The 21,277-nt window shown below is 71.3% G+C and carries 17 protein-coding genes and 5 tRNA genes; 11 read left to right on the plus strand and 11 right to left on the minus strand.

Annotation, left to right across the window (positions count from 1 at the left end; translation table 11 throughout):
- Positions 1-194: 194 nt before the first annotated feature.
- Complete coding sequence (locus ACZ6ZN_RS20185) at positions 195-1,043, plus strand: RNA polymerase sigma factor SigF (protein WP_398109370.1); 849 nt, start codon at positions 195-197, stop codon at positions 1,041-1,043.
- Positions 1,044-1,145: 102 nt separating this feature from the next.
- Here ACZ6ZN_RS20185 and ACZ6ZN_RS20190 read toward each other — a convergent pair.
- From ACZ6ZN_RS20190 to ACZ6ZN_RS20205, 4 genes are all read right to left on the minus strand, one after another.
- Positions 1,146-1,218, minus strand: a tRNA-Lys gene (locus ACZ6ZN_RS20190).
- A 203-nt stretch (positions 1,219-1,421) separates the two neighbouring features.
- Positions 1,422-3,539 carry a DEAD/DEAH box helicase gene (locus ACZ6ZN_RS20195; RefSeq protein ID WP_469648111.1) on the minus strand — a complete coding sequence of 706 codons (2,118 nt, stop codon included), beginning with the start codon at positions 3,537-3,539 and terminating at the stop codon, positions 1,422-1,424.
- Positions 3,540-3,894: 355 nt separating this feature from the next.
- Positions 3,895-4,437: a hypothetical protein gene (locus ACZ6ZN_RS20200; RefSeq protein WP_469648114.1), complete on the minus strand. Its 543-nt coding sequence runs from the start codon at positions 4,435-4,437 to the stop codon at positions 3,895-3,897.
- Positions 4,438-4,523: 86 nt separating this feature from the next.
- The gene (locus ACZ6ZN_RS20205) at positions 4,524-4,874 is read right to left on the minus strand and encodes a metallopeptidase family protein (RefSeq protein ID WP_398109312.1); all 351 of its coding nucleotides are present in this window, start codon (positions 4,872-4,874) and stop codon (positions 4,524-4,526) included.
- Between the two features lie 83 nt (positions 4,875-4,957).
- Here ACZ6ZN_RS20205 and ACZ6ZN_RS20210 point away from each other — a divergent pair, with 83 nt between their 5' ends.
- The 4 genes from ACZ6ZN_RS20210 to ACZ6ZN_RS20225 all read left to right on the plus strand — a co-directional run bounded on the left by ACZ6ZN_RS20210 (position 4,958) and on the right by ACZ6ZN_RS20225 (position 6,948).
- Positions 4,958-6,586, plus strand: a complete 1,629-nt coding sequence (locus ACZ6ZN_RS20210) for a metallophosphoesterase family protein (RefSeq protein ID WP_469648117.1) — start codon at positions 4,958-4,960, stop codon at positions 6,584-6,586.
- Positions 6,587-6,666: 80 nt separating this feature from the next.
- A tRNA-Glu gene (locus ACZ6ZN_RS20215) sits at positions 6,667-6,739 on the plus strand.
- 36 nt (positions 6,740-6,775) lie between these two features.
- A tRNA-Asp gene (locus ACZ6ZN_RS20220) sits at positions 6,776-6,850 on the plus strand.
- Between the two features lie 24 nt (positions 6,851-6,874).
- Positions 6,875-6,948, plus strand: a tRNA-Phe gene (locus tag ACZ6ZN_RS20225).
- A 148-nt stretch (positions 6,949-7,096) separates the two neighbouring features.
- Here ACZ6ZN_RS20225 and ACZ6ZN_RS20230 read toward each other — a convergent pair.
- Complete coding sequence (locus ACZ6ZN_RS20230; protein WP_469648120.1) at positions 7,097-7,438, minus strand: STAS domain-containing protein; 342 nt, start codon at positions 7,436-7,438, stop codon at positions 7,097-7,099.
- A gap of 322 nt (positions 7,439-7,760) precedes the next feature.
- Here ACZ6ZN_RS20230 and ACZ6ZN_RS20235 point away from each other — a divergent pair, with 322 nt between their 5' ends.
- The 4 genes from ACZ6ZN_RS20235 (at position 7,761) to ACZ6ZN_RS20250 (ending at position 12,815) form a co-directional block, all read left to right on the plus strand.
- Positions 7,761-8,108 (plus strand): DUF6233 domain-containing protein, encoded by a 348-nt coding sequence (locus ACZ6ZN_RS20235; protein WP_469648122.1) that lies wholly within the window; start codon positions 7,761-7,763, stop codon positions 8,106-8,108.
- A gap of 158 nt (positions 8,109-8,266) precedes the next feature.
- Positions 8,267-12,235, plus strand: coding sequence for an ATP-dependent RNA helicase HrpA (gene hrpA, locus ACZ6ZN_RS20240; protein ID WP_469648125.1), 3,969 nt, complete (start codon positions 8,267-8,269; stop codon positions 12,233-12,235).
- Between the two features lie 93 nt (positions 12,236-12,328).
- Positions 12,329-12,403, plus strand: a tRNA-Asp gene (locus ACZ6ZN_RS20245).
- 217 nt (positions 12,404-12,620) lie between these two features.
- Complete coding sequence (locus ACZ6ZN_RS20250; RefSeq protein WP_451876053.1) at positions 12,621-12,815, plus strand: DUF6274 family protein; 195 nt, start codon at positions 12,621-12,623, stop codon at positions 12,813-12,815.
- Between the two features lie 477 nt (positions 12,816-13,292).
- Here ACZ6ZN_RS20250 and bldC read toward each other — a convergent pair whose 3' ends face one another.
- Positions 13,293-13,499: a developmental transcriptional regulator BldC gene (gene bldC, locus ACZ6ZN_RS20255; protein ID WP_003949541.1), complete on the minus strand. Its 207-nt coding sequence runs from the start codon at positions 13,497-13,499 to the stop codon at positions 13,293-13,295.
- 598 nt (positions 13,500-14,097) lie between these two features.
- The gene (locus ACZ6ZN_RS20260) at positions 14,098-14,943 is read right to left on the minus strand and encodes a DUF8083 family protein (protein WP_398109305.1); all 846 of its coding nucleotides are present in this window, start codon (positions 14,941-14,943) and stop codon (positions 14,098-14,100) included.
- Positions 14,944-15,164: 221 nt separating this feature from the next.
- On the opposite strand from ACZ6ZN_RS20260, the gene ACZ6ZN_RS20265 reads away from it, so the two are divergent.
- Positions 15,165-16,271, plus strand: coding sequence for a Leu/Phe/Val dehydrogenase (locus tag ACZ6ZN_RS20265; protein ID WP_469648128.1), 1,107 nt, complete (start codon positions 15,165-15,167; stop codon positions 16,269-16,271).
- 310 nt (positions 16,272-16,581) lie between these two features.
- A complete protein-coding gene (locus tag ACZ6ZN_RS20270) occupies positions 16,582-16,830 on the plus strand; it encodes a DUF3073 domain-containing protein (RefSeq protein ID WP_398109303.1) in 249 nt (82 codons plus the stop codon).
- 82 nt (positions 16,831-16,912) lie between these two features.
- Here the strand turns inward: ACZ6ZN_RS20270 and purM are convergent, their stop codons facing one another.
- The 4 genes from purM to ACZ6ZN_RS20290 all read right to left on the minus strand — a co-directional run bounded on the left by purM (position 16,913) and on the right by ACZ6ZN_RS20290 (position 21,277).
- Positions 16,913-17,992 (minus strand): phosphoribosylformylglycinamidine cyclo-ligase, encoded by a 1,080-nt coding sequence (purM, locus tag ACZ6ZN_RS20275; protein ID WP_469648131.1) that lies wholly within the window; start codon positions 17,990-17,992, stop codon positions 16,913-16,915.
- A 44-nt stretch (positions 17,993-18,036) separates the two neighbouring features.
- On the minus strand, positions 18,037-19,566 hold the full coding sequence (purF, locus tag ACZ6ZN_RS20280) for an amidophosphoribosyltransferase (RefSeq protein WP_398109301.1): 1,530 nt from the start codon (positions 19,564-19,566) through the stop codon (positions 18,037-18,039).
- Positions 19,567-19,629: 63 nt separating this feature from the next.
- Entirely contained in the window at positions 19,630-20,406 is a 777-nt protein-coding gene (locus ACZ6ZN_RS20285; protein WP_469648133.1) for an META domain-containing protein, read from the minus strand.
- Between the two features lie 73 nt (positions 20,407-20,479).
- Positions 20,480-21,277, minus strand: a complete 798-nt coding sequence (locus ACZ6ZN_RS20290; RefSeq protein ID WP_469648135.1) for a maleylpyruvate isomerase family mycothiol-dependent enzyme — start codon at positions 21,275-21,277, stop codon at positions 20,480-20,482.

A 21,277-nucleotide genomic window follows, 5' to 3' on the forward strand; every position in this document is an offset into this window, starting at 1 on the left:
CGTCCGGTCGGCCCGTACGGTCGCAGCACATGTCCGGTTACCCCGGCACCGCCCCGGCCTGCGTCGACTGTGGTCAACGTCTCGGCGGGGCACCCGGGGGCATGGGAGGGGAGACTGTGGGTAGCGGCGCTGAAGGTGGCCTGCCGGGGAACCGGAGCGGGCCGGACTACGAGGGAGGGCCCGTGACCGCGACCATGCGCATCGGCACGACGACGGATTCCGCCACCGGGACCGGTGCGGAGCTGCCCCGGATCGCCGAGCCGCAGAAGCTCGCCCCGCAGGACGCGCGCGAGCTGACGGGTCAGTTCCTCGACCGCCTCGCGGTACTGGAGGAGGGCACGCCCGAGTACCAGTACGCGCGCAACACGCTCATCGAGATGAACATGTCGCTGGTGCGGTTCGCGGCCCGCCGCTTCCGTGCCAACGGCCAGTCGATGGAGGACGTCGTCCAGGTCGGCGTCATCGGGCTGATCAAGGCCATCGACCGCTTCGAGGTCTCCCGCGAGGTGCAGTTCACGAGCTTCGCGGTGCCGTACATCATCGGGGAGATCAAGCGGTTCTTCCGCGACACCTCGTGGGCGGTGCACGTGCCGCGCCGGCTCCAGGAGGCCCGTACCGAACTCGCCAAGGCCACCGAGGAGCTGGCCTCGCGGCTCGGCCGCGCCCCGCGGGTGTCCGAGCTGGCCGCGCTGATGAACCTGTCGGAGGAGGAGGTCGTCGAGGCGCAGATCGCGGCCAACGGCTACACGTCCTCCTCCCTCGACGCGGCGATCACCGGCGAGTCCGACGAGGGCGACGCGACGCTGTCGGCGTTCATCGGCGGGGACGACCCGGCTCTCGAACTCGTCGAGGACTTCCACACGCTGGCCCCGCTGGTCGCCGAACTGGACGAGCGCCAGCGGCTGATCCTGCACCTGCGCTTCGTGGAGGAGCTGACCCAGGCCGAGATCGGCGCCCGCCTCGGCATCTCCCAGATGCACGTCTCCCGGCTGATCTCCCGCACGGTGGCCCGGCTGCGTTCGGGGATGCTCGCCACGAGCTGACGCGGCCCCGCCCCGCTGGACGAGAAAAGCGCCCCGACCGGTCTCCCCGGTCGGGGCGCTTCTTCGAGCGGCCGGAGGGCGTCTGCCCCGGCTGCCTCGCGGTAGGCCCTGTGGGACTCGAACCCACAACCAATGGATTAAAAGTCCACTGCTCTGCCAATTGAGCTAAGGGCCCAGGCGATGTCGCCCCCACGAGCATAGCCGGACGACGCCGCGTCTCCGATCGGGTATCCGGCTCGGGGCGCTGCCGGAGGGACGAACAGGGCCGATGGGTCCCACGCGCCGCCCGTCCCGGGCGTGTTGACCCACCGGACGGCGAAGCGCCGCGGCCCCGCCCCTGGGGGACGGAACCACGGCGCTCGTCGTCACGCGTGTGCGTCAGCCGTTGCGCTTCCAGCGCGGCTTGTCCTCACGGCGGCCGAAGGAACCGCCGCCGCGGTGGTCGTCACGCCGGCCGTACGGACGGTCGTGGCCCGGACGGTCGTGGCCGGGGCGGTCGTGGCCGCCGGAGCGGAAGCCCGGGCGGTCGTCCCGGCGGTCGCGGTTGAAGGGACGGTCGCTGCCCCGGTGCCCGCCGCGCTCGTCCCGGCGGAAGCCGCCGCGGTCACGGTCGCGGTTGAAGCCGCCGCGGTCGTCCCGACGCTCGAACGAACGGCCGCCACGGTCGTCACGACGCTCGAAGGAACGGCCACCGCGGTCGTCACGGCGGAAGCCGCCGCGCTCGCCCCGGTCACCGCCGCGGTCGTCACGGCGCTCGAAGGAACGACCGCCACGGTCGTCACGACGGTCGAAGGAACGGCCACCCCGGTCGCGGTCACGGTCGCGGTTGAAGCCGCCGCGGTCGTCCCGACGCTCGAACGAACGGCCACCGCGGTCGTCACGACGGTCGAAGGAACGGCCACCGCGGTCACGGTCGAAGGACCGGTCCCGGTCGGCGTACCGGTCGCGCCCGGCCCCGCCGCGCTCCTCGCGCCGCTCCCGGCGCTCGTAGGGCGCGGAGGTCTCGGCGCGGTCCTCGCGCTCGACGTCCTGGGCGGTGGGCTGCTCCGGGACCGACACCTCGACGGCGACGGTGGCGTCCCCGGCCTCGGCGTCCGCGGCCGCGGGCTCCTCGCCGCGGTCACGCGCGACCCGGGCGAGCAGCCGGTCGGCCTCCTCGCGCAGCTCGTTCGCGCGCCGCTGGGCCCGCTCGAGCTCCTTGGTGAGCTGGGCGACCTCGCGCTCGGCCTGCTGCGCGGCGTTGCCCACGGACTCGGCCTGGACCTCGGTCATCGACCGGGCCCCGGTGATCTCGGCGACCTCGGGGTCGAAGGCGCCGGCGCCCTGGATGATGTGGCGCGAGGCGTCGACGCCCGCGTCCTCCATCAGCCGGAAGATCTGGCGCCGCTGGTGCGGCAGCGACAGGGAGACGACGGTGCCGGTACGGCCCGCACGCGCGGTACGGCCCGCCCGGTGCAGGTAGTCCTTGTGGTCGCCGGCGGGGTCGACGTTCAGCACGAGGTCGATGCCGTCGACGTGGATGCCGCGGGCGGCGACGTCGGTGGCGACGAGGACGTTGACGTAGCCGTCCTTGAAGTCGGCGAGGGTGCGGGTCCGCGCGCCCTGGGTCATGCCGCCGTGCAGCGCGTCGGCCTTCACCCCGGAGTCGCGCAGCTGCTCGGCGACGCGGTCGGCACCCAGCTGGGTGCGGACGAAGATGATCGTGCGGCCCTTGCGGGAGGCGATCGCGGCGGTGACCGGCGCCTTGTCCTTGGGCTTCACGATGAGGATGTGGTGCGACATCGTCGTCACGGCGCCCTGGGCGGCGTCGACCTCGTGGCTCACCGGGTTGTCCAGGTACCGGTCGACGAGCGTCTTGATCTCGTTCTCCATGGTCGCGGAGAAGAGCATCCGCTGACCGCCCGCGGGCACCTGGTCGAGCAGCTCCGTCACCTCGGGCATGAAGCCCAGGTCGGACATCTGGTCGGCCTCGTCGAGGACCGCGATCTGGACGTTCTCCAGGGAGCAGGCGCCGCGGTTGATGATGTCGCGCAGCCGGCCCGGCGTGGCGACCAGGATGTCGACGCCGCGCTCCAGGGCGTAGATCTGGTTGCCCATGGACGTACCGCCGCAGACGACCTTCATCTTCAGGCCGAGGACGTCGCCGTAGGGCTGGAGCGCGTCGGCGACCTGCATGGCGAGCTCACGCGTGGGGGTCAGGATGACGGCACGCGGCTTGTGCTTCTCGGTCCGGCCGCCGGCCAGGGTGGCCAGGGTGGGCAGACCGAACGACAGGGTCTTGCCGGAGCCGGTGCGGCCGCGGCCGAGGATGTCCTTGCCGGCCAGGGCGTCCGGGATGGTCGCGGCCTGGATCGGGAAGGGGGTGGTCACGTCGTTCTGCGCGAGCTTGCGCACGACACCCTCGGGCAGACCGAGGTCGGCGAAGGTGGTCTCGGGGGCGTCCTCGACTGCCTCGTTCTCGGGCACGACGACGTGATCAGTACTGGCGATGGACATGCGAATGCGAAACCTTCCGGAGTCTCAAGTCGGCACGCGCCCGTCAACTCCGTGATTCGCGATTCGCAATACGACCGCCTCAATGCGGTCCACCACGGCAAGGGAGAGTACGCGCCACACGGCGCGCTCTGCGGTGGCGCCGGGCAAGATGGGATCAAACGATCTGCCACCATACGCAGTCCGGGGCCCTTGACGCAAACCGGACCGAGCGGGTGACAGCGGGAACGCGCCCTCGTCCGCAGACCGCGGGGCGCTTCCGAAGTGCGTCAACCAGCGTCCCGCGCGGATTGTTCCCGGCCCGCACGGGTTGTTCCCCGGGGCGCCCGGCACCCGCAGGACACCCCGGCGCCCCGCGCTACACCGGTACCCCCGCCTCGGGGGCCGGTTCCCGCTGGACCAGCTGCGGTCCGGGCGGCTCGTGCGCCGAGGACGACGGCTCGGGCGTGGGCTCCGGGCTCGTCGTCGGCTCGGGGGGCGTGGGCGTGGGCTCCGGCTCGGCCGTGCGGGTGGGCTCGGGCGGGGCGGGCGGCTTCGGCGTGGGCCGGGACGGCCTGCCGGGCCGGTCGTGCCCGGGTGCGGACGCGCTCGCCCGGGCGGACGGCGAGGTGGCGGGGGACGCCGACTCCTTCGCCTCGCCGTCCTTGCCGTCGCCCTTGCCCTTGCCGCCCTTCTTGCCCTTGCCGTGCCCCCGCTTGCCGTCGGCCGACACCGCCCCGGGCCCGGAGCCGCCCGAGACTCCCGAGCCGCCGCCGGGCCCCTCACCGGCGTGGTGTCCGGCGGAACGCGACGGCTCGACGCTCCCGCCCGCGCCGTCGTCGCCGACGCTCATGCAGCCCGCGGCGGCGGCGACGGCCACGACCGCGGCGGCCAGGCGGACGGGTACGTACAAGGGGCGCACGGGGCCACCTCCGGGAAGGGTGAGGGAGTCAACACCTCAACTCCCGCCGCCCACAAGAGGACACGCGCCCCGTATTCACAACCCGCTCAGCCGTAGCCCAGGGCGTGAAGGCGCTCGTCGTCGATGCCGAAGTGGTGCGCGATCTCGTGCACCACGGTGACCTCCGTCTCGGCGACCACGTCCTCGCGCGATGCGCACATCCGCAGGGTGGGGTTGCGGTAGATCGTGATCCGGTCCGGCAGCACACCGGCGTACCACTCGCCGCGGTCGGTCAGCGGAGTCCCCTCGTAGAGCCCGAGCAGCTCCGGGTCGTCCGCGGGCGGCTCGTCCTCGACGAACACCGCGACGTTGTCCATCAGTCGGGTCAGCTCCGGCGGGATCCGGTCGAGCGCCTCGGCGACCAGCTCCTCGAACTCCTCGCGCGTCATCTCCAGCACAGGCCCATTGTCGGCCACGACCCCGGTCCGCGAGAGCCTTCCGGCGCCGCATACCCGGCTGCCGACGTGGGCATACGGGATCAATGGCCCGCGTCCCCGCCGCAGTCCTGCGTGTCCTGAAGCCCGTCCGCACCGTCCCGCACGCCCTGGCCCGCCGCTACCGATCCCGCCAGGCACCCGCCACGATCGCCCTCGTACCGCAGCCGCACCCCTGGACCCGGGCCCTGGGGCTGGTGACGGTGGTACTCGCCGGCGCCTGGCTCGGCCTGCTGGTCGTGGGCAACGTCCGGGTCCCGGTCGGCCCCATGGACACCACCATGACGCTGCGGCCCTCCTTCACGGGCGGCACGAAGATCAACATCTCGCCGCTGGGCGCCCTTCAGCTGGACAGCCACATCGCGCCGTTCCGCCTGGACGTGAACGTCGACCAGCTCGACCCGGACCGCTCCCGGGCCCTGGTCGACCATCCCGAGCGCCTCTCCGGTCTCCAGGACGAGGTCACCGAGGACGTCGGCCGCGGCACCCTCGACCTGGCCGTGCGGTCCGGGGTCGCCGTCGTCACCGGAGCCACCGCGCTCGGCCTCGCCGTCTACCGCCGGCCCCGGCGCGCCCTGGCCGCCGGCGGCCTCGCCCTCACCCTGCTCGCCGCCTCGGGCGGCACGGCCTACGCCACCTGGCGCCCCGACTCCGTGCTGGAGCCCCGGTTCTCCGGCCTGCTCACCTCGGCACCCTCCCTGGTCGGCAACGCGCGCAGCATCGTCATGGAATTCGACGTCTACCAGAAGGAGTTGGCCCGCCTGGTCACCAACGTCACCCGGCTCTACGACGCCACCTCCACCCTCCCCGCCTACGCCCCCGACCCCTCCACGATCCGGGTCCTGCACGTCTCCGACATCCATCTGAACCCGGCGAGCTGGAAGATCATCGCCTCGCTGGTGGAGCAGTACAAGGTGGACGTGATCGTCGACTCGGGCGACACGATGGACCACGGCACGGCCGCCGAGAACGGCTTCCTCGACCCGGTCGAGGACCTCGGCGCGCCCTACGTCTGGGTGCGCGGCAACCACGACTCGATGATCACCCAGGAGTATCTGGAGGACCTGAAGAACGTCCACGTCCTGGACGGGGGCCGGGCCGAGACCATCGAGGGCCTGCGCTTCGCCGGCATGGGCGACCCGCAGTTCACCCCGGACCGCGCGCGCCGCACCGGTGCCGAGCAGTCGCAGGAGCTGGCCGGTGCCCGCCTGGCCACGGCCCTGCGCGACCAGCGCGCCGCGGGAACCCCGGTGGACATCGCCGTGGCCCACGAGCCCTCCGCCGCTCGCGAGGTCGACGGCGAGGTCCCCCTGGTCCTGGCCGGGCACCTGCACCACGACGAGATGAAGGTCCTGGCGTACGGGACCCGGCTGCGCATCGAGGGCTCCACGGGCGGCAGCGGTCTGCGCGCCATCGAGGGCAAGCACCCCGACCCCATCGAGGCGTCGATCCTCTACTTCGACCGGGAGACCCGCCATCTCCAGGCCTGGGACGAGATCGAACTGGGCGGGCTCGGCCTCACCACCGCCGAGGTGAGCCGCCACCTGCCGGAGGAGAACCAGCCGGGCGCGAACCCGTCTCCCAGCCCCTCCGGATCGTCTCCCAGCCCTTCCGGATCGGAGGGAGCAGGCACGGGAACGGGCGGCTCCTCCCCGTCCGCGACCCCACGCCCGTAAACCGTTTTGGCGATAGCTCCCGCCATCCCATATGCTTCTCACGTCCCCGACGCGCTGAGAAGCGCCCAGGCGGGCCGATAGCCCTCATCGTCTAGCGGCCTAGGACGCCGCCCTTTCAAGGCGGTAGCACGGGTTCGAATCCCGTTGGGGGCACGCACCACCCTGTGCGACACTGTCGTACGAAAGCTTGGTCCTGTGGAGCAGTTTGGAGTGCTCGCCACCCTGTCAAGGTGGAGGCCGCGGGTTCAAATCCCGTCAGGACCGCTGAGGTTTCACGTGAAACCTCGTGGCTGGGTAGCTCAGTTGGTACGAGCGTCCGCCTGAAAAGCGGAAGGTCGCCGGTTCGACCCCGGCCCCAGCCACAACCGCCCTATCAGGGCTTGAGCCCCTCTCCGGGATTCCGGAGAGGGGCTCTTTCGTGTCGTCCACGCCACTCGGTGCGCCGACGCTCAGGCGACGGATGGCGCCCGGGGCCGGGCCCGGTCGCCGCCGCCGACCGGGCTGCACCGGTCACGCGGCCGCAGTGCAAGCCGGAGGGCTGCCGGGCAGCAGGCGGGAGAGGTCGAAGACCACCGGGTTCGTCTCGGCGGCGAGGCGCAGCAGCCACATCGGCTGCCGGCCCAGCCCGGTCACGGTGACGCGGAGCGCCGGGTCGCCGATGGCCGGGTTGAAGAGCAGGTGGAGGCCGGCCACGTCCATGAAGGCGGTGTCGGTCAGGTCCCACTGGAGGTCGGTCACCTGCGGCGGCAGCGCGGCGACGGCGGCGCGCAGGGGGGTGAGGGTGTGGAAGTCGATCTCTCCGCGTGCGTGGATGCGTGCGGAGGTGCCGTTGACGGCGGTGGTGACGTTCATGCGGGCACGCCCCCTTCCGGGGGTGGGTGAGCCCAAAGGCGGCACACTCCCTGGAGAGGCGTCGCGACGATGGCGGGGCCGAGTGCCCGTGGTGGGGGCAACGCCCGGCGTCCCGAAAGACCGGCACCTGAGCGTGCCGGTCGGTCTCGCTGTTCCTCCACGGTCGCACAGCGGCGCCTGTGACCACGATGCCCCACATGGTGGATTTCCTGTGAAGCCCGTTACGGTCCGGCCCGCCGTCACGCGGGACACCCCGACCTCGGGGCTCCCCGTACGCGGGGGCGGGGTGACGGGCGAGCCACCCGACCCTAGAATCGAACATGTGAACGAGGAACCGCCGTCCCGGCTCGAGCTGCTGCGCTTCGCGCGCCGTGTGGTGGTCCGGCAGGCCAAGGCGGCCCTGGCGCAGATCGACCGGTGGATCGCGGTGGAGGAGACCAGGGAGGCCGAGCGGCGCCAGGGAATCGAAGCCCGGCCGCCGGCGCCACAGTGGCTGCTCGAACAGGGACTGTCCGGCCACGACCCGGTGTGCGTGCACGTCGGCGACTGCTGGAACGCCGGGAAGCGGTCCCGGGGCCTGGAGCGGGACGAGGCCCGCCGGGCCCTGGCCGACGGCATCAAGCCCTGCCCCCAGTGCCGCCCGGACAGCGCACTCGGCTTCCTCGACTAGAGCGGATGCCCCGGGCGTCCCCCTCGGCCCGCGCCAGCCGCACCCAGCCTACGGTCGGGCCCGCCGGGGGAGGTTCCGGGCGGCCGGGGCGGCCGGGGCCGGCGGCGGGGCAAAAGCGTTCGCCATGAAAATCGCCGGGATGAGATCCTGGATCGCGTATGTCTACGCACCCCGCCCCCGCCCTCGGCGCCCTCGCCCCCCGCCTCACCGAGCTGTCCCTGCGCGACGCGCACCGGCTCGGGCGGCGGCTCGAAGGCGCGCGCAAGATCCGTAAGCCGGAGGCCCGGGCCGCCGTTCTCGCCGAGATCGAGGCGGAGATCGCCAAGGGCGAGGAGCGGCTCGCCGCCCGGCGCGCCCGCGTGCCCGAGATCACGTATCCCGAGCAGCTGCCGGTCAGCCAGAAGAAGGACGACATCGCGGCCGCGATCCGCGACCACCAGGTCGTGATCGTCGCCGGCGAGACCGGCTCCGGCAAGACGACGCAGATCCCCAAGATCTGCATGGAGCTCGGCCGGGGCGTGCGCGGCATGATCGGCCACACCCAGCCGCGCAGGATCGCCGCCCGCACCGTCGCCGAGCGCGTCGCGGAGGAGCTGAACACGCCCCTCGGCGAGACCGTCGGCTGGAAGGTGCGCTTCACCGACCAGGTCGACCCCGAGGCCACCTGCGTCAAGCTGATGACGGACGGCATCCTGCTCGCCGAGATCCAGACCGACCGCGAGCTGCGCGCCTACGACACGATCATCATCGACGAGGCCCACGAGCGGTCCCTCAACATCGACTTCCTGCTCGGCTACCTCGCCCAGCTGCTGCCCAAGCGCCCCGACCTCAAGGTCGTCATCACCTCGGCGACGATCGACCCGGAGCGCTTCTCGCGGCACTTCGGCGACGCCCCGATCATCGAGGTCAGCGGCCGCACGTACCCCGTCGAGGTGCGCTACCGCCCGCTCCTGGAGGAGGACGGCGACGACGCCGACCGCGACCAGATCACCGCGATCACCGACGCCGTCGAGGAACTGCAGAAGGAGGGCCAGGGCGACATCCTGGTGTTCCTCTCCGGGGAACGCGAGATCCGCGACACCGCCGACGCCCTGACCAAGAAGAACTACCGCTTCACGGAGATCCTGCCGCTCTACGCCCGGCTCTCGCACGCGGAGCAGCACCGCGTCTTCCAGCCGCACACGGGCCGCAGGATCGTGCTGGCCACGAACGTCGCCGAGACCTCCCTGACCGTCCCGGGCATCAAGTACGTCATCGACCCCGGCTTCGCCCGCATCTCGCGCTACAGCCACCGCACGAAGGTGCAGCGCCTGCCGATCGAGCCGGTCTCGCAGGCCAGCGCCAACCAGCGCAAGGGCCGTTGCGGCCGTACGTCCGACGGCATCTGCATCCGGCTGTACAGCGAGGACGACTTCGACGCCCGGCCGGAGTTCACCGACGCGGAGATCCTCCGGACGAACCTGGCCTCCGTCATCCTGCAGATGACCGCGGCCGGCCTCGGCGACATCGAGAAGTTCCCCTTCATCGACCCGCCGGACCACCGCAACATCCGCGACGGCGTGCAGCTCCTGCAAGAGCTGGGTGCCCTGGACCCGGCGCAGAAGGACCCCCGCAAGCGGCTCACCGACACCGGCCGCAAGCTCGCCCAGCTGCCCGTCGACCCCCGGCTGGCCCGGATGGTCCTGGAGGCCGACAGGAACGGCTGCGTCCGCGAGGTCATGGTCATAGCCGCCGCCCTGTCCATCCAGGACCCGCGGGAACGCCCCGCCGACAAGCAGGCCCAGGCCGATCAGCAGCACGCCCGCTTCAAGGACGAGACCAGCGACTTCCTGGCGTACCTCAACCTCTGGCGCTACCTGCGCGAGCAGCAGAAGGAGCGTGGTTCGTCCTCCTTCCGCCGGATGTGCAAGCAGGAGTACCTCAACTTCCTTCGCATCCGTGAATGGCAGGACATCTACACCCAGTTGCGCACGGTCGCCAAGCAGATGGGCATCCACCTCAACGACGACGACGCCCCGGCCGACCGCATCCACGTCTCCCTCCTCGCGGGCCTGCTGTCCCACGTCGGCATGAAGGACGTGAAGGAGACCGGCGGGGAGGGCGGGAGGAGCACGGGGAAGAACGAGTACCTGGGCGCCCGCAACGCCAAGTTCGCGATCTTCCCGGGCTCGGCGCTGTTCAGGAAGCCCCCGCGCTTCGTGATGTCCGCCGAACTCGTCGAGACGTCCCGCCTCTGGGCCCGGGTCAACGCGAAGATCGAGCCGGAGTGGGTCGAGCCCCTCGCCCAGCACCTCGTCAAGCGCACCTACAGCGAGCCGCACTGGGAGAAGGACCAGGCGGCCGTGATGGCGTACGAGAAGGTCACGCTGTACGGCGTGCCGATCGTGGCGCAGCGGAAGGTCAACTACGGGCGGATCGACCCGGAGATCAGCCGTGAGCTGTTCATCCGCAACGCGCTCGTCGAGGGCGACTGGCGCACCCACCACAAGTTCTTCTCCGACAACCGCCGCCTGCTCACCGAGGTCGAGGAGCTGGAGCACCGCGCCCGGCGCCGCGACATCCTCGTCGATGACGAGACGCTCTTCGACTTCTACGACCGGCGCGTCCCCGAACACGTCGTCTCCGGCGCGCACTTCGACTCCTGGTGGAAGCACAAGCGCCACGAGCAGCCCGACTTCCTCGACTTCGAGCGCGAGATGCTCATCAACGAGAAGGCGGGCGAGGTCACCAAGGCCGACTACCCCGACTCGTGGCGCCAGGGCAACCTCAAGTTCCGTGTGACGTACCAGTTCGAACCCGGTGCCGACGCCGACGGCGTGACGGTCCACGTCCCGTTGCAGGTGCTCAACCAGGTGACGGACGAGGGCTTCGACTGGCAGATCCCGGGCCTGCGCGAGGAGCTGGTCACCGAGCTGATCCGCTCCCTGCCCAAGCCCGTCCGCCGCAACTACGTGCCCGCGCCGAACTACGCGAAGGCGTTCCTGGACAGGGCGGTGCCCCTCCAGGAGCCGCTGACCACGACCATGGCCCGCGAGCTGCGGCTCATGGTCGGTGTCCCCTTCGAGCCGGACGACTTCGACTGGGCCAAGGTCCCCGACCATCTGCGGATCACGTTCCGGATCGTCGACGAGCGGCGCCGCAAGCTGGCCGAGGACAAGGACCTGGAGGCGTTGAAGCTCCGGCTGAGGCCCAAGGCCCGCAAGGCCCTCTCGCAGGCCGCGGCGGCCACGGCCGAGCGGCAGGGCGGCCCGTCCCTGGAGCGCGCGGGCCTCACCGACTGGACGATCGGCACGCTCACGCGCGTCTTCGAGACGCGCCGGGCCGGCCAGCCGGTGAAGGCCTACCCGGCGCTGGTCGACGACGGCGACACGGTCTCCGTACGCCTCTTCGACACCGAGGCGGAGCAGGCGGAGGCCATGTGGAAGGGCACCCGCCGGCTGATCCTGCGCAACATCCCCGTCAACCCGGCGAAGTTCGCCTCCGAGAAGCTGACGAACGCGCAGAAGCTGGCCCTGTCGGCCAACCCGCACGGCTCCATCCAGGCCCTGTTCGACGACTGCGCCATGGCGGCCGCCGACAAGCTCATCGGCGACCTCGGCGGACCGGCCTGGGACGAGGAGTCCTACCGCAAGCTGTACGACAAGGTGCGCGCCGAGATCGTCGACACGACGGTCCGCACGGTGGGTCAGGTGCAGCAGGTCCTCGCCGCCTGGCAGGCCTGCGAACGCCGCCTGAAGGCCGTGCGCAGCCCCGCGCTGCTGCCGAACCTCCAGGACGTGCGGAAGCAGCTGGACGCGCTCGTGCAGCCCGGATTCGTGACGGAGGCCGGCCTGCGCCGGCTGCCGGACCTGATGCGCTATCTGGTGGCCGCCGACCGGCGTCTGCAGCAGATGCCGACGAACGTCCAGCGTGACACCACGCGCATGGAGAAGGTCCACGAGATGCAGGACGAGTACGCCTGGCTCCTGGAGCAGATGCCGCAGGGCCGGCCGGTCCCGCCGGCGGTCCTGGACATCCGCTGGATGCTCGAGGAGCTCAGGGTCAGCTACTTCGCCCACGCGCTGGGCACGGCGTACCCCGTCTCCGACAAGCGGATCGTGAAGGCGATCGACGCCGCGGCTCCGTGACGACCCGCACACGGAGGGTGAGTTCGACCCGCGGCTCACCCTCCTGTACAGTCTCTTCTCGCAGCGCAACGCACGAATAGCGCAGCGAAACCTGGTCCTGTGGAGCAGTTTGGAGTGCTCGCCACCCTGTCAAGGTGGAGGCCGCGGGTTCAAATCCCGTCAGGACCGCAGTGAGAGAGGCCCGGATCTTCGGATCCGGGCCTCTCGTCGTGCGGGCGACACTCCGTCACCCACGGGCCCCCGGCCGGCTCCGCCCCTTGCGCCACGGGCGTGCCCCAGTCGCCGAGGGCGCCTCCCCGGCCCCTCGCGCCGTCTTGACGCTCCCTCAATCGGCCGGTACCCCGGAACCAGGGGCCGTTCCCGTACGGCTCCCCGGAGGTGGCGTATGGCGGCATCGGCCAGGCACGAGACGCGGGCGCTGCTTCGCGCGCACCTGGCGGCCGCGTCGTCGTACCGGCATCTCACCCGGCACTGCCCGATCTGCCATCGCCTGCTGCGGCTGGCGATGGAGTCCGCTCCGGGGACCACCGCCCCCGAGCCTCCGCCGGCCCGGGAGGACGAGAGTCCCGCGCCCGCCTGACCCCTCGGGCCGCCCAACACCCGTGCGTGCGGCGGCCGCTGGCACCGCGCGTTCCTTTACCGCACCGGGCGGCAGGCCAACAAGCCGTGCGGTATGTGACGGGAGTCACCGCATGTTCCGGGAGAAGCGCGGTACTTACGCCCCTCCTACAACAGGTCAATTTAATATGTGCAATTGCACTCTCCCCGAGGCTCCCGCCCGGAGGGGATCCGGCACCCGCACCCCGCCCGTCCCCCAGACTCCGACAAGGCCGCTCACCGGCAGGCCGGCGGACCGGCACGAGGGCACAAAAAAGATCGCGCTGGACCCGGCGGAGTCCAGCGCGATCGACGACGCACCCTGTCATATGCCTGTAGTGCTGCTCTGACTGGCTTGGGCGTGGGGGCTGTTGGGGCAGCACCCCGCGTCGCTTGGAGCTGTGGACCCGGACGTCACGGTCAGTTGGGGGACGGACCGATTCGACCGGTATTCAGTTGTTCAGGCCTCGCTGCGCTGCTGCGGGATGCCCGCGAGCAGAGCGCGGACCTCGGCCTCGCGGTAGCGCCGATGCCCGCCGAGCGTGCGGATCGACGTGAGCTTGCCGGCCTTCGCCCACCGCGTGACCGTCTTGGGGTCGACGCGGAACATGGTGGCGACCTCAGCCGGGGTCAGCAGCGGCTCGGCATCAGGGGTGCGAGCGGTCATGAGCGGCCTCCTCGGGAGAACCGAACCTTCTCGGTTCTTTCCTCTAAATTCTGCACCTTGACCCGCGTTGCCCGAAATGGCGGACGCGAGTCGAGTCGGTTATAGGACGAACGGCTTGTCCTCGGCACTACAACTACACCATCTGTCCAGCCGCGTCGGCCAAACCGATGGAATTGCCCCCCCAGGCGTTCATCACCGACGGAAGCCGATGGACCATGCCATAGCGGACAGTCACACCGCTGTGACGATCAGTCACGCGGTGATCAGGAAGGCACCAGACCCCCCAAAGCGTGCAATGCTGAGATTCCACCCATAGTGCAGCACTACAGGACGGAGGAGCCCTCCCCGGACTCCTTGTCCTATTTTGGCATGAGGAGGGGCAAGCGGCGCAAGGGCCTCGTACGTGCAGTCCGTCACGCTTGGCCTACTTGCGAGGTCTGCCCGGATCGGGTCCTACGTCCCTTGTTGACGAAGCCTCAGGAGACGCTCGGCCCGCTTCAGGAAGTCGGTGCGAGGACGAAACCCCAAATCGGGCGGTTCGTCAAACGTCAGTTCGTGACCAACCGCGAGCGGTACGTGCCGACGGCGAGGTCAGGGGTCAGTTGGCGGACCGGAGATCCCGTACGGAACGCCACCGCTCCACGAGCCGGGCGTAGGCCTCCCCGGCGGCCGTGCCGTCGCCCCGGCGCAGCGCGGCGATGCCCTCGGCGACGTCCGCCGCCGAGTGGTCCTCCTCCAGCGTCCCGGCCGGCAGGGCGTGCACCAGGCCGCCGTAGTCCAGTTCCACCAGCGAACGCGGGTGGAACTCCTCCAGCCACCGCCCGACGTCCACCAGGCCGTCGATCAGCGGCCCCTCGTCCATCGCCTCGCGCAGGGCGCGCAGCCCCCGGGCCACGCGCCGCCGGGCCTGGACCATCGGGGTGCGGTAGCGCAGGACGGGCGGGCTGTCCTCGGCGGCGCCCCGGACGTACTCCCGCTCCTCGTCCGAGACCAGGACGAACCAGTTGATCGGCACCTGCCAGGTCGCCGTGCGGATCCACGGCCGGGCGTCCGGGTGGTCGGTCAGCCAGCGCTCGTAGTCCTGGGCCGCCTGATCGCGCAGGAGGGGCGGCAGGACCGCGTCCAGGACCGGGGGCGGCAGCTCGCCGGAGAGATCGTCCAGGGCCTGCCAGCCGCGCAGCCGGGTGCGCCAGGGGCACACGCAGACCACCCCGTCGACGTCGAGCACGAAGGCGTCCTCGCTCTCGTGCACCGGCACGGGAACCGGCGGGGTGGGGGCCAGGTCGGCCAGCGCGCGACGGAGTTCGTCCTGGTAGGAGGGGCGGTCGTCACGGCGGGCGTACCGCGCCCAGTGGCTGCGCTCGGGCTCGGGGAAGGCGGCCAGCGGCTCGTACACGCGCAGATAGGTCGCGTACGGGACGATCACCGAGGTCACCTTGGGCACGCCTGCTCCCTCCCCCGCGCGCCGCCGCGAAAACCTGCCGGGCCCTCGCGCGGCCGCACGGTGAATCCATGCAAATCGTCGCACGGGCATACTCCGCTCGGAGGTGATCCTGAGCATGGTGCCGCCGGCGGGGCCGCCAGGCTCTAATCTCGTGCTCAACAGTCCCCGCCACCCGTACGGGGGCGCCTCCACCCGCCGCAACTTACTCAGGAGTCACCACAGTGACCGACGTAACCGGCGCACCTGCTGATGTCCTGCACACCCTGTTCCACTCGGACCAGGGAGGACATGAGCAAGTCGTGCTCTGCCAGGACCGCGCGAGCGGCCTCAAGGCCGTCATCGCCCTGCACTCCACCGCCCTGGGCCCCGCGCTCGGCGGTACGCGCTTCTACCCCTACGCGAACGAGGCCGAGGCCGTCGCCGACGCGCTGAACCTCGCCCGGGGGATGTCGTACAAGAACGCCATGGCCGGTCTCGACCACGGCGGCGGCAAGGCCGTGATCATCGGTGACCCGGAGAAGATCAAGACCGAGGAGCTGCTCCTCGCCTACGGCCGGTTCGTCGCCTCGCTCGGCGGCCGGTACGTCACCGCCTGCGACGTCGGCACCTACGTGGCCGACATGGACGTCGTGGCGCGCGAGTGCCGCTGGACGACGGGCCGCTCGCCGGAGAACGGCGGCGCGGGCGACTCCTCCGTCCTGACCGCCTACGGCGTCTACCAGGGCATGCGCGCCTCCGCGCAGCACCTGTGGGGCGACCCCTCGCTGCGGGGCCGCAAGGTCGGCATCGCGGGCGTCGGCAAGGTCGGCCACCACCTGGTGGAGCACCTGCGGGCCGAGGGCGCCGAGGTCGTCATCACGGACGTGCGCGAGGAGGCCGTGGGCCGCATCCTCGCCGCCCACCCGACGGGCGTCACGGCCGTGGCCGACACCGCCACCCTGATCCGCGCCGAGGGCCTGGACATCTACGCCCCCTGCGCGCTCGGCGGGGCCCTGAACGACGACACGGTGCCCGCGCTCACCGCCACGGTGGTCTGCGGCGCGGCCAACAACCAGCTCGCCCACCCGGGTGTGGAGAAGGACCTCGCCGACCGCGGGATCCTCTACGCGCCGGACTACGTGGTCAACGCGGGCGGCGTCATCCAGGTCGCCGACGAGCTGCACGGCTTCGACTTCGACCGGTGCAAGGCGAAGGCGTCGAAGATCTTCGACACCACGCTGGCCATATTCGCACGTGCGAAGGAGGACGGCATTCCGCCGGCCGCCGCGGCCGACCGGATCGCCGAGCAGCGCATGCAGGACGCGGCCGCGGCACGCCGGGCGGGCTGACCCGCCCGGTCCGGCCCCGGGGTCTCGTACGTTTGACCGGTACCCGCCGGAGGGCAGTTAGAGAGAACTCTCACTTCTCCCGGCGGGTCGACCGCCGATAAGTGGTTAAAATCGCGGTTGACCAGCGAGGACGGGGCGCCTCGAAGGTCCTGGGCGCGGGCACGTCATGCGGGCGACGTACCGTATGGGCGCGGGCTCAGGTACCGTGGAAGCCCTACGGACCGGTCTCTCTGTGGAGAGTCCGTGCCGGACCATGAACGCGTGTCAAGACTCTGGGGCCGTCGAGCCCCGTCGTTGAGGGGGTCGAGCCATGGGGCGCGGCCGGGCCAAGGCCAAGCAGACGAAGGTCGCCCGCCAGCTGAAGTACAACAGCGGCGGGACTGATCTCTCACGCCTGGCCGAGGAGCTGGGTGCATCGCCTTCGAATCCGCAGCCGCCTAACGGCGAGCCGTTCGAAGACGATGATGACGACGACCTGTACGCACGGTACGCCGACCTCTACGAGGACGACGACGAAGACGGGGACGGCCAGTCCTCGCAGCATCGTCGCGGCGCTTGACCTTGCACTGAGCACTCACCCGGTCGGTGACCGTCGGTCACCGACCGGGTTCTGTGCTGCGTGCGGGTGAGGGCCCCGTGCCTCAGCTCGCGTAGTCACCGATCAGGGCGGCACCCGTGGGGTGCTCGCCCCGTTCCGTGATCTCTCCGGCCACCCAGGCGTCCACGCCACGGTCGGCCAGGGTCGCCAGGGCCACGTCCACGGACTCCTGGGGCACGATCGCGATCATGCCCACGCCCATGTTCAGCGTCTTCTCCAGCTCCAGGCGCTCGACTCGGCCCGTCCGGCCGACGAGGTCGAAGATCGGGGCCGGCGCCCAGGTGGAGCGGTCGACGATCGCGTGCAGCCCGTCGGGGATCACGCGGGCCAGGTTGGCCGCGAGCCCACCGCCGGTGACGTGGCTGAAGGCGTGCACCTCGGTGGTGCGCATCAGGGCCAGGCAGTCCAGCGAGTAGATCTTCGTCGGCTCCAGCAGCTCCTCGCCGAGGGTGCGGCCGAGCTCCTCGATGTGCGCGTCCAGCGCGAGGCCGGCCTGGTTCAGCAGGACGTGGCGGACGAGGGAGTACCCGTTGGAGTGAAGCCCGGAGGACGCCATGGCGATCACCGCGTCACCCGTACGGATGCGATCCGCGCCCAGCAGCCGGTCGGCCTCCACGACGCCCGTGCCGGCGCCGGCGACGTCGAAGTCGTCCTCGCCCAGCAGGCCCGGGTGCTCGGCCGTCTCGCCGCCGACCAGGGCGCACCCGGCCAGCACGCAGCCCTCGGCGATGCCCTTGACGATCGCGGCGACGCGCTCGGGGTGGACCTTGCCGACGCAGATGTAGTCGGTCATGAACAGCGGCTCGGCGCCGCACACCACGATGTCGTCCATGACCATCGCGACCAGGTCGTGGCCGATGGTGTCGTAGATGCCCAGCTGCCGGGCGATGTCGACCTTCGTGCCGACACCGTCCGTGGCGGAGGCGAGCAGGGGGCGCTCGTAGTTCTTCAGGGCGGAGGCGTCGAAGAGGCCGGCGAAACCGCCGAGGCCGCCGAGGACCTCGGGGCGCTGCGCCTTCTTCACCCACTCCTTCATGAGCTCGACGGCGTGGTCGCCGGCTTCGATGTCGACGCCCGCGGCTGCGTAGCTGGCGCCGCCTTCGGCAAGGGGTTTCTCGGACATGGCTGGGAGAACCTTCGTGTCGTACGGCGGGTGTTACGGGCCGTCTACGGGCGGCGGATCGCGTCGGCTGCGGCCGTGGCGGCCGGGCCGGCGGCCAGCTCCGTCTCCAGCAGCTGCTTGCCGAGCAGCTCCGGGTCGGGGAGCTCCATCGGGTACTCGCCGTCGAAGCAGGCACGGCACAGGTTCGGCTTGGCGATGGTGGTCGCCTCGATCATGCCGTCGATGGAGATGTAGGCCAGGGAGTCGGCCCCGAGCGAGGTGCCGATCTCGTCGATCGTCATGCCGTTGGCGATGAGCTCGGCGCGGGTGGCGAAGTCGATGCCGAAGAAGCAGGGCCACTTCACGGGCGGCGAGGAGATCCGGATGTGGACCTCGGCGGCGCCCGCCTCACGGAGCATGCGCACCAGGGCCCGCTGGGTGTTGCCGCGCACGATCGAGTCGTCCACGACCACCAGGCGCTTGCCCTTGATGACTTCCTTCAGCGGGTTCAGCTTCAGGCGGATGCCCAGCTGGCGGATCGTCTGCGAGGGCTGGATGAAGGTCCGGCCCACGTAGGCGTTCTTCACCAGGCCCGCGCCGAACGGGATGCCGGAGGCCTCCGCGTAGCCGATGGCGGCGGGCGTGCCCGATTCCGGGGTCGCTATGACCAGGTCCGCCTCGACCGGGGCCTCCTTCGCCAGCTTGCGGCCCATCTCCACGCGGGAGAGGTACACGTTCCGGCCGGCGATGTCGGTGTCCGGGCGGGCGAGGTAGACGTACTCGAAGACGCAGCCCTTGGGCTTCGCTTCCGCGAATCGAGAGGTGCGCAGGCCGTTCTCGTCGATGGCGACGAACTCGCCCGGCTCGATCTCGCGGACGTAGCTGGCGCCGCAGATGTCGAGGGCCGCGGACTCAGAGGCGACGACCCAGCCGCGCTCCAGGCGGCCGAGCACCAACGGGCGGATGCCCTGCGGGTCGCGGGCCGCGTACAGGGTGTGCTCGTCCATGAAGACGAGGGAGAAGGCGCCCCGGACCTGCGGGAGGACGCTGTGCGCGGCCTCCTCGATGGTCAGCGGCTTGCCGTCCTCGTCCGTCTGGGCCGCGAGGAGCGCGGTGAGCAGGTCGGTGTCGTTGGTCGCCGCGACGCGCGGGGCGCGGCCGCCCTCCTGCTTGGGCAGGTCGGCGACCATCTCGGCGAGCTGGGCGGTGTTGACGAGGTTGCCGTTGTGGCCGAGCGCGATGGAGCCGTGCCCGGTGGCACGGAACGTCGGCTGGGCGTTCTCCCAGACGGAGGCACCGGTGGTCGAGTAGCGGGCGTGTCCGACCGCGATGTGACCCTGGAGCGAACCGAGGGAGGTCTCGTCGAAGACTTGCGAGACCAGGCCCATGTCCTTGAAGACGAGGATCTGTGAGCCGTTGCTGACCGCGATTCCCGCGGATTCCTGGCCTCGATGCTGGAGGGCGTAGAGCCCGAAGTACGTGAGCTTGGCGACCTCTTCGCCCGGAGCCCAGACACCGAAGACGCCGCAAGCGTCCTGGGGGCCCTTCTCGCCGGGGAGCAGGTCGTGGTTGAGTCGTCCGTCACCACGTGGCACGCCACCGAGTGTAGGCGAGGTCGACCGTTGGTCCGAATTGGGGAAACCGGACTTCTCCGTGGGTCACCGCGCGGCGCCGGCCCGGACCGTCGTGCCGTTCTCGCTGGTCAGCGTGAGGGTTTGCTGATCGACCGTGTACCTGAGCCGCGTCTCGAAAAGTCGCAGCAGGGTCTTCTCGCCGGTCATGAGTGAGTCTTCGCACATCATTCGGGTGGTGGCCGGACGGCCCAGGGTGATATGGCCGTCGCGGACGGTGGCCTTCGCGTTGACCTTGTTGCAGCCGAGGCTGCCGGAGACGGTGCCCTTCTCGTCGTCGAAGGTGAGGTGGGCGCGGCCGTCGAGGTCCGGGGTCGTGACCGTCCAGCGGGTGCCGGCCAGGGGGGTGTCCTTCGCCTTGCTCAGCCGGACGGTGGCGCCCTCGTCGGTGGTGAGGGTGAGGTGGCCGCTGTCGGTCGCGGCCTTCAGTTCCCGGCCGGACAGGGTGCGGGCCAGCGTCGCCTCGAAGGCCATGGGCTTGTCCGCGCAGGCCATCTGGGTGGCCATGGTCCTGCCCAGCCGGATGCGGTCGCCGTCGACCTCGGCCTTCGCACGGAAGTCGTTGCAGCCGAAGCTGCCTTCGGCGCGGCCCTCGGCGAAGGTCACGTGGGCGCCGGTGGGGGCCTGGTGGGTCCGGCCGGCGGCGGTGACGCTGTCCACGCTCCACCGCACGCCGGTGACCTGCTGCCGCCCGGCACCGGCCGAGCCGCTGCCGCCGTCCGCCTGCTCGCTGCCGCACGCCGCCAGGAGCGGGACGAGCATGGCGGCGGCCGTCAGGGTCATGCGCTGCTTCTGCTTGTCCATGTCACTTCGACGGGCCACCCGGGGGGATCGGTTCCCCTTGTGACGGCGCGTGCGTCCCGGGCGGGCCGGGGCGTCACCCCAGGAGGGGCAGGTGCGGGGCCAGGTCGGCGCGCTCGCCGCTGGCGCTGACCTGCGCTTCCTTCAGCGCCTCGACCCAGTCCAGCCGCCCGGTCGCGAGCCGGATCCAGGTCAGGGGGTCCGTCTCGACGACGTTGGGCGGGGTGCCCCGGGTGTGCCGCGGGCCCGCCACGCACTGCACCACCGCGAAGGGGGGCACCCGCACCTCCGTCGAGCCGCCCGGGGCCTTCGCGGCCAGCGCGTCGGCCAGCAGGCGCGTGCAGGCCGCCAGGGCCTGGCGCTCCACGGGGATGCCGAGGCCGGGGACGGCGGCGTTGAGGTCGTCGGTGTGGACGACGAGTTCGACCGTGCGGGTGACCAGGTAGTCGTCGAGGGTCATGGCACCCGTGCGGGTGGCGAGGACGCGGCTGCCGGGGGCGTCCGCGAGCTTCCGCGCCAGGCGCTCCGCGGACGCGGCGTACAGCGCGTCGAGGTCCGGGTGGGCCGCGGCGAGCTGCCGGGTGGCGTCGTCGATGTCGGCGGCCCGGTGGGCGGTGGCGGCGGGCCAGTCGAGCAGACCGAGCTCCGCCCGGGCCGGCGGCTCGCGGTCGAGGTTGCGGCTGACCGTGTCCACGGCCATGGTCACGTGGGCCGCCAGCTCCCGCACGCTCCAGCCGCCGAGCCGGGTCGGCAGCGCCAGCTGCTCCGGGGTGAGGCTCCGGACCGCCTGCCGCACGTTGTCGAACTGGCCGAGCACGGCTGCGCGGATCCGGGCGGGGTCGTGGCTGCGGGTGCGCTTCTTGGCCGGAGGCAT

Source organism: Streptomyces sp. NPDC053665 (assembly GCF_055585285.1).

Bases quoted from the DNA above. Each gene is read 5' to 3' on its own strand.
- ACZ6ZN_RS20185 (WP_398109370.1), top strand. From the start codon at position 195: ATGCGCATCGGCACGACGACGGATTCCGCCACCGGGACCGGTGCGGAG.
- ACZ6ZN_RS20195 (WP_469648111.1), bottom strand. From the start codon at position 3,539: ATGTCCATCGCCAGTACTGATCACGTCGTCGTGCCCGAGAACGAGGCA.
- ACZ6ZN_RS20210 (WP_469648117.1), top strand. From the start codon at position 4,958: ATGGCCCGCGTCCCCGCCGCAGTCCTGCGTGTCCTGAAGCCCGTCCGC.
- ACZ6ZN_RS20230 (WP_469648120.1), bottom strand. From the start codon at position 7,438: ATGAACGTCACCACCGCCGTCAACGGCACCTCCGCACGCATCCACGCA.
- hrpA (WP_469648125.1), top strand. From the start codon at position 8,267: ATGTCTACGCACCCCGCCCCCGCCCTCGGCGCCCTCGCCCCCCGCCTC.
- ACZ6ZN_RS20250 (WP_451876053.1), top strand. From the start codon at position 12,621: ATGGCGGCATCGGCCAGGCACGAGACGCGGGCGCTGCTTCGCGCGCAC.
- bldC (WP_003949541.1), bottom strand. From the start codon at position 13,499: ATGACCGCTCGCACCCCTGATGCCGAGCCGCTGCTGACCCCGGCTGAG.
- ACZ6ZN_RS20270 (WP_398109303.1), top strand. From the start codon at position 16,582: ATGGGGCGCGGCCGGGCCAAGGCCAAGCAGACGAAGGTCGCCCGCCAG.
- purM (WP_469648131.1), bottom strand. From the start codon at position 17,992: ATGTCCGAGAAACCCCTTGCCGAAGGCGGCGCCAGCTACGCAGCCGCG.
- ACZ6ZN_RS20285 (WP_469648133.1), bottom strand. From the start codon at position 20,406: ATGGACAAGCAGAAGCAGCGCATGACCCTGACGGCCGCCGCCATGCTC.
- ACZ6ZN_RS20290 (WP_469648135.1), bottom strand. From the start codon at position 21,277: ATGCCTCCGGCCAAGAAGCGCACCCGCAGCCACGACCCCGCCCGGATC.